This is a genomic window from Dietzia cercidiphylli (assembly GCF_014145145.1).
GTDB classification, from domain to species: domain Bacteria; phylum Actinomycetota; class Actinomycetes; order Mycobacteriales; family Mycobacteriaceae; genus Dietzia; species Dietzia natronolimnaea.
Map to the genome: position 1 here is coordinate 1 of NZ_JAALEA010000450.1, position 6,721 is coordinate 6,721.

A 6,721-nucleotide genomic window follows, 5' to 3' on the forward strand; every position below is an offset into this window, starting at 1 on the left:
TGGACGTGCGGCGGCGGCGGGAGCGGTCGGTGTTCGGCCGACCGGGGCGGGAGGAGGACGACGCCGAGGGCGACGACGACGACGGGCGCGACCCCGGCGACGACGGCGCTCCCCACGACAGCCGAGGTCCGCGTCCGGACAGGCGCCGGTAGGGTATCGGCGGTGCAGTACTACCTCAGCCTGCTGGGATTCGCGGCGATCGATTCGGTCAACCTTCTGGCTTTCGCTGTGATCGCGGGGCTGTGGCTGACCTCGGCCGGGCGTGGCGTGCCCTTCGCGCCCCGGGCCGCGCGGTTCACCGGCGGTGCGTTCTGCGGCATCGTGCTCCTCTCGCTGGTGTCGGTGTGGGTGATCGGCAACAACCAGGAGTTCGTCCGCAGTCTGTTCCACAACCTCTGGGCGATGGTGGCCCTGGGTCTCATCGGTCTGGTGATCACCGTCATGGGGTTGCGCAAGCCCGCGGAGGCCAAGGAGGAGAGCGTCGAGGCGCCGCTCACCCAGAACGTTCTGCAGAAGTTCGGGATCATGGTCACCGGCGTCGTGCTGGGCATCATCCAGTCGGCCACGTCGGCGCCGTTCGCGGCCGGGATGGTCCTCATCTCGTTCGCCGAGTCCCCGTGGTGGTCCAAGCTGCTGCAGATCCTGTTCTTCGCGATCATCGCGATCCTGCCGAGCACGGCGTTGATCATCGCGCTGGCACGAGTTCGTTCGGGCGGGATCGGTGCGGCCACCCGCCGCATCGACCGGTTCCTGTCCTACGGCCGCGTGGCCGGGCGCGCGCTCACCCTGGTGGTGGGCCTGGCGCTGCTCGCTCTGGCGGCGGTGCGGATCACCCAGCTCACCGGGGTGCTGTCGTAGCCGGATCCTATGGTGACGGTGATCACCACACGGGTGCTCGGATGAACTCGGGAGACCACATGCAGACCCAGGATTCCACCGCCGCTACGACCGGCACCGCCGCAGTGACCACCGGTGCCGGGACCACCGGCGCCGGGACCGTGCTGTGCGAGGACGGGCTGAGGCGCCCGCCCTGGGCTGCACGGGACCCGCTGCTGCGGGAGTACTATGACACCGAATGGGGGATGCCGGTCCGCGACGAGGCGGGGCTCTTCGAGCGGCTCGTCCTGGAGGGCTTCCAGTCCGGCCTGAGCTGGGTGACGATCCTGCGCAAGCGTCCGGCGTTCCGGGAGGCGTTCGCCGGGTTTTCGCCCGATGCGGTCGCGGGCTTCGGGGACGCCGACGTCGCCAGGCTCATGGCCGACGAGCGGATCGTGCGCAATCGACGCAAGATCGACGCGGCGGTCACCAATGCCCGGGCCGTGATCGCGCTGAGGACCGAGGGCGGTCTCGGGGAACTGATCTGGTCGTACCGGCCGGAACAGACACCGCAGCCCCGGACCATGGATGAGGTGCCCAGCCGATCCCCGGAGTCGGAGGCGCTGGCCAAGGATCTCAAGCGGCGGGGATTCAGCTTCGTGGGGCCGGTGACGGTGTTCGCGTTGATGGAGGCCATCGGGGTGGTCGACACGCACCTGACGGATTCGCACCGGCGTGGCAGCTCCGGAGTCTGGACGCGCGAGACGGTGACCTGACGTTCCGGGCGCGGGGTCACCCCGGCGGACTGAGCGGGCCCTGCGGTTCCGGCTATCCGGGCAGAACGGGTAGGCCGGGCGGAGCACCACGGTGCGGGAGGTCGGGGACGGGGGCGGCGAGCGACCCCGCCTGCGCCACCTGCCCGGTGGCCGGCCAGCTCAGGCAACCGGGGATCCCGCGGAGGGCGGCCATCCGGGCCAGGGAGCGGTGGAGGTCGTTCCTGGTCAGTGCGCCCTCGGCAATGGCGCGTTCAACGGAGTCGAGAGCCTCGGGGATCCCGGCGGTGGTGATCCACAGCGGGGAGTCGGCCCCGGCGATGAGCGACTCGGTCACGGCTCGGGGAAGTGGGAAGTCGTTCGTGACGGCGCGCATCCCTGACAGGTCGTCCGTGAAGATCGCGCCGTCGAAGGGCGGGGCCCCGTATCCGTGGCCCTCGCGCAACAGCCGGTAGGCGGCCGGGGAGAGCGAGGCGGGCCGGTCGATCCCCGTGAGGCCGGGTACCTGCTGGTGCCCGAGCATCATCCCGGCGCCGGGGGTCCTGGCGAGTTCGGAGAACGGCCGGAGGTCGTGGGGGAGGAGCTGGTCCAGCGGTGGGACGGTCACCGATTCGTAGTGGCTGTCCCCCGACGAACGGCCGTGGCCGGGGAAGTGCTTGAACACCGGCGTCACCCCGGCGTCCGCGAGGCCGGCGGCGAAGGCGCGCGCGTAGCTGACCACGCGGGCCGGGTCCGGAGAGAAGGACCGGTCGCCGATCACGGCCCCGTCCGGCTGGTCGGATACATCGACGGAGGGGGCGAAGTCGACGGTGACGCCCATCCCGCGGAGAAACTCTCCGCGGTCCCGAGCAGCCGCGCGGACCTCCTCCGGGCTCATCGTGGCGGCCATGACCCGGGCGGACGGCATCGGCCCGGCGTAGGGGGCGATGCGGGACACCCGCCCGCCCTCCTCGTCGATCGCCACCAAAAGCGGGAGCTCCGTGTCCTGCTGCAGTCGGGCGAGGTCGTCGCCGGAGACCACCTCCCCGACGACGTCACCGCCGAGGAAGATTCCGCCGACGCCGTACTGCTCCACCGCGTGGCGGGCGTCGGCCATCGAGCTCACGCCCACGGTGAACAGCTGCGCGATCCGCTGGCGTGGGGTCAGCGAGTCCAGCGGCGACTCACACCGGGGCGCGGGCGGCGGGGTCAGCTCGGCACGGGCGGGGGGTGCGGCGGAGGAGTCGGCGGCGGGGGCGGCGACGGGTTCCGCAGACTCGTCGGCGCCGCACCCGGCCAGCACCAGCCCCACGACCGATGCGGCGACCGTCAGACGGAGCCGGCGGGAGAAGGACACGACCTCCAATGTATCCGGTACGCACCGGGCGGCAGCGCGCCGAATACCCAGGGCGGCAGAGCGCCGAATGCACAGCGCGGGCGGGCGCGACGCCACCCGACGTCACCCCACGTCTGCGATGGTGCTCCGGCAGTCGGTGGTCGGCGGTGTGGTCTACTCGGCCTCCCGCAGCCGGGCGGTGAACCCGGGCGTAGCGTCGCAGACATGACCGAGCACCACACCCGGACCCCCCACCCGCGGTCCCGCCGGGGCCTGCCCCGGTTGATGCCGTCCGACCTCCGTCGATCCGTGATCGGGGCGCCGATGGCCGGCGGGCCCACGACCCCCGAGCTCCTCGCGGCGGTCGGTGAGGCGGGCGGGCTCGGGATGATCGGCTCGGGCTACCTCGACGCCGCGGGCACCCGGGCGGCGATCGCGCGGGTGCGGGAGATCACCGACGTCCCGTTCGGAGTGAACGTCTTCCTGGTGGATCGTGCCGATTCCGATGCGGCCCTGGCCGAGGTCGGGGGGCCGGAGGCCGTCGACCGCTACGCGGCCGCGATCGGGCCGGTCGCCGACCGGCTGGGGATCACGCTGGCAGAGGGGCCGGGCTTCACCGACTTCGACCAGGACGCCACCCTCGCGGCGCTCGTCGTCGATCCCGTCGCGGTGGTCTCGTTCACCTTCGGCATCCCCGGCCGTGACGTGGTCGAGGCGTTGCAGGAGGTGGGCACCGCGGTCGTCGTCACCGTCGCAGGGGTTCGGGACGCCCACCGCGCGGTCGAGGCGGGTGCCGACTGGCTCTCCGTGCAGTCCTCGGAGGCCGGCGGCCACCGGTCCACCACCACGATCGGCGAGGCGCCGGACGAGATCACCACCGTGGAGCTCGTGCGGGCGGTCCGTGACGCGCTGCCGGACGCGCAGTTCGTGGCCGCCGGCGGGATCAGTACGCCGGAGGACGTCGCCGCGGCTCTCGAGGCTGGGGCGGACGGCGTCCAGCTGGGCACCGTGCTGCTCCGCACCCCGGAGGCGGGCACGGGCGCGCTGCACCGGGCGGCGCTCGCCGATCCGCGGTTCATCGAGTCGCGGCCGACCCGCTGCTACACCGGACGCTACGCCCGTGCGCTGGTCAACGGGTTCGTGGCCGGGTTCGATCAGGTAGCGCCGCCGGCGTACCCGTACCTGCACGTGCTGACCGGGCCGTTGCGCAGTGCAGCGGCTGAGGCCGGGGACGACGACGTCCCACCGCTGTGGGCGGGATCACGCTGGCGAGCCGCCGATGCCTATGCCAACCGTTCGGCCGTGGAAGTGGTGACCGAACTGTGGGACCGGGCCGCGAAGCCGCTACCGCGCTGAAGCGTATTCGCGGCGGCCGGGATCATCCGACGCGGCGCTCGGCCTCGGCGGCGATATCGGCGAGGTCCTGTCCCATGGCTCGGCGGGTCGACCTCTCGGCGAACCGCCCCATCACCATCATCGCTACGCGGGAGGCCGCGGGGGCGTGGGCGGTGTGGGCGCCGAAGCGCATGCGCAGCGTCGAGCCGCCGTCGGCGTCCGGGGAGATGGTGAACACCGTCTTGTACTCGGTGCCGCCGTTCTCGGCGACGATCGTGGTGGCGTTCGGTGGCTCGGCCGCGAGCACCATCATCTCCTCGGTGGACTTCATGCCGAACATCTTCCGCGTCTCCCGCCAGCGCAGCCCGGGCTCGTACGGGCCGTCGGTGAGGATCTCGACCGCGAGCACCCCGCTGAGGGTGAGGTGGGCGGAGGGGATGTCGGTGAGCACGGCCCAGACGGTGGCGGGGTCGGCGGCGACGTGACGGGACAGGTCGAGCTGCATGGGGACGAGGCTACCGGCGCCGGCGGGTGATGCGGGCGCCGGAAATGCGGACACCGGCCCCCGCCGAAGCGGAGGCCGGTGTCGCGGGCGGCTCGGGTCGGCCGGAGCCGATCCCGGGCATCGCGCCGTCAGGCGCGCCGGCTCAGGAGCCCAGGTTGCCGAGGAGGTCGGTGAAGAAGCCGAGGACCTCGGCGAACAGGTCGGTGCCGCCGTCGACCACGTCGGAGCCGGTGTTGACAGCGGAGGAGCCGGTCGCGATGCCGTCGATGAACTCGGAAACGGAACCCATGTGATGGTCCTTTCGTCAGGGGGGCGGCGCCGGAACGCCGCTCGGTCTGTGAAGCTCTCGCGAACTCGATCAGTCCATCGAGAACTCACTTCCGGACCGTACGTAGTCCGTCGGCCGGATTCACGCGGTGGGGCGTCTTTCCGGGGTTTTAGCGGATGGAGTTCTTTTACTCGTGCAGGAAGTCCGCCCGAATCGCTTTAATGTGATCTATGTCTCAATAGCCGAATGTCGGCGAATGTGCTGAGGGGTCCGGGCGGGAAGAGGCGAGGAAATGCACGACGCCGGCATCCGTCCGAAGGCGGATGCCGGCGTCGAGGAGGTGAGGTCGGGCTCGGGGCCCGACGTCAACCGTCGATCAGGAAGCGCTGTTGAAGATCCCGAACACGAAGTCCAGGAACGACTCCGGGAGGCCCAGGAACCCGTTGGCCGCGGACGAACCGGCGGCCAGGAGGCCGGTGGCGGCGGCGGAGCCGGTGCCGATGACCTCACCGGCGAGGCCGAGCGAACCGTAAGCGATGTCTTCGATGGAACCCATGAGGGACCCCTTTCGTCAGTGCGCGGCGCCGGGTGGGCCGCGCTCGTAGTGCAGTCCTTGGTTCGGACTCGCGATGTACATCCCGAATCGCCGGGGAAGCGTTACGGCCGTGACCGCAAGCTCTTTCCGGGAAGGGGCCTATCGGCGGAATTGACGCGCAAGAAAGCGTTCATATTTGCTGCGTAACGATCCGTCGGCATTTCTCACGTAATTCAACTCACATTACGGAGGTCGACCGCGGCGGGGGCGCCGCGCGCGGGTCCGTCGAGCGGCGGGATGGGGCGTCGCGATGTGCCGGGCGATCCCGTGGGAGACAATGGGCGGCATGACACCGCACGCCGCTGACGCGCCCGCATCGATCCCCCTGCCCGCGGGCTTCCGGGCCCACGCGGGGTCGGCGGGCCTGCGGGAGCGCGGGGACGACGTCTTCGTCGTCGTCAACGACGGCCCGCAGGTGGCGTCCGCCGCGGTATTCACCCGCTCTCTCTTCGCCGGGCCCTCTGTGGTGCTCAGCCGGGAGAACGCTGCCGGCGGCCGGGCACGGGGCGTCGTGGTGGTGGCCAAGAACGCCAACGTCGCCACCGGCGAACAGGGCATGGCGGACGCACGCGAGGTCCTCGAGCGGGCGGCCGGAGCCGTGGGGGTCGCGCCGGAAGAGCTGCTCATCGCCTCGACCGGCGTGATCGGCCGGCGGTACCCCATGCCGATCCTGCGTTCCCATCTCGACGGGTTGGCCGGTGCCGACTTCGACGCCGACGCTGTCGCCCTGGCCAGCGCGATGATGACGACGGACACCCACCCCAAGACAGCGCAGGTGGAGGTGACGACGACGACGGGCGCGCCCGCCCGGGTGGTGGGCATCGCCAAGGGGGTCGGGATGATCGAACCCGACATGGCCACGATGATCGCCGTGATCTTCACCGACGCCGCCGTGGAGCCCGGTGTGCTGGACACCGTGTTCAGAGGTGCGGTGGACGACACGTTCAACTGCCTGTCCGTCGACACCGACACCTCGACCTCCGACACCGCGATCGCGCTGGCGAGCGGCGCGGCCGGGCCGGTGGACGCGGCGGAGCTGCGGCGGGCCCTCGAGGCCGTGTGTCTGGACCTGACCCGTCAGCTGGCCCGCGACGGGGAGGGGGCCACCACGTTG

At 71.4% G+C, this 6,721-nt stretch carries 8 protein-coding genes; 4 read left to right on the forward strand and 4 right to left on the reverse strand.

Annotated features, from left to right (window positions below):
- Positions 1-162: 162 nt before the first annotated feature.
- The gene (locus G6028_RS15195) at positions 163-858 is read left to right on the forward strand and encodes a hypothetical protein (protein WP_182617604.1); all 696 of its coding nucleotides are present in this window, start codon (positions 163-165) and stop codon (positions 856-858) included.
- A gap of 59 nt (positions 859-917) precedes the next feature.
- A complete protein-coding gene (locus G6028_RS15200; RefSeq protein WP_241730802.1) occupies positions 918-1,592 on the forward strand; it encodes a DNA-3-methyladenine glycosylase I in 675 nt (224 codons plus the stop codon).
- A gap of 52 nt (positions 1,593-1,644) precedes the next feature.
- Here G6028_RS15200 and G6028_RS15205 read toward each other — a convergent pair whose 3' ends face one another.
- Positions 1,645-2,925 (reverse strand): glycoside hydrolase family 3 protein, encoded by a 1,281-nt coding sequence (locus G6028_RS15205; protein ID WP_182659371.1) that lies wholly within the window; start codon positions 2,923-2,925, stop codon positions 1,645-1,647.
- A gap of 204 nt (positions 2,926-3,129) precedes the next feature.
- On the opposite strand from G6028_RS15205, the gene G6028_RS15210 reads away from it, so the two are divergent.
- The gene (locus G6028_RS15210; protein WP_182659372.1) at positions 3,130-4,260 is read left to right on the forward strand and encodes an NAD(P)H-dependent flavin oxidoreductase; all 1,131 of its coding nucleotides are present in this window, start codon (positions 3,130-3,132) and stop codon (positions 4,258-4,260) included.
- A gap of 22 nt (positions 4,261-4,282) precedes the next feature.
- Here G6028_RS15210 and G6028_RS15215 read toward each other — a convergent pair whose 3' ends face one another.
- The 3 genes from G6028_RS15215 to G6028_RS15225 all read right to left on the reverse strand — a co-directional run bounded on the left by G6028_RS15215 (position 4,283) and on the right by G6028_RS15225 (position 5,568).
- Complete coding sequence (locus G6028_RS15215) at positions 4,283-4,744, reverse strand: SRPBCC family protein (protein ID WP_182659373.1); 462 nt, start codon at positions 4,742-4,744, stop codon at positions 4,283-4,285.
- A gap of 142 nt (positions 4,745-4,886) precedes the next feature.
- Positions 4,887-5,033, reverse strand: a complete 147-nt coding sequence (locus tag G6028_RS15220; RefSeq protein ID WP_017836138.1) for a hypothetical protein — start codon at positions 5,031-5,033, stop codon at positions 4,887-4,889.
- 355 nt (positions 5,034-5,388) lie between these two features.
- Positions 5,389-5,568, reverse strand: coding sequence for a hypothetical protein (locus tag G6028_RS15225; RefSeq protein WP_182659374.1), 180 nt, complete (start codon positions 5,566-5,568; stop codon positions 5,389-5,391).
- A 325-nt stretch (positions 5,569-5,893) separates the two neighbouring features.
- Here G6028_RS15225 and G6028_RS15230 point away from each other — a divergent pair.
- Positions 5,894-6,721, forward strand: an 828-nt coding sequence (locus G6028_RS15230) for a bifunctional ornithine acetyltransferase/N-acetylglutamate synthase (RefSeq protein ID WP_182659375.1), incomplete at its 3' end; no start/stop codon positions are given.

Excerpts from the sequence above, each read along its gene's own strand:
- G6028_RS15200 (WP_241730802.1), top strand. The coding sequence starts at position 918 with ATGCAGACCCAGGATTCCACCGCCGCTACGACCGGCACCGCCGCAGTG.
- G6028_RS15210 (WP_182659372.1), top strand. The coding sequence starts at position 3,130 with ATGACCGAGCACCACACCCGGACCCCCCACCCGCGGTCCCGCCGGGGC.
- G6028_RS15225 (WP_182659374.1), bottom strand. The coding sequence starts at position 5,568 with ATGGGTTCCATCGAAGACATCGCTTACGGTTCGCTCGGCCTCGCCGGT.
- G6028_RS15215 (WP_182659373.1), bottom strand. The coding sequence starts at position 4,744 with ATGCAGCTCGACCTGTCCCGTCACGTCGCCGCCGACCCCGCCACCGTC.
- G6028_RS15220 (WP_017836138.1), bottom strand. The coding sequence starts at position 5,033 with ATGGGTTCCGTTTCCGAGTTCATCGACGGCATCGCGACCGGCTCCTCC.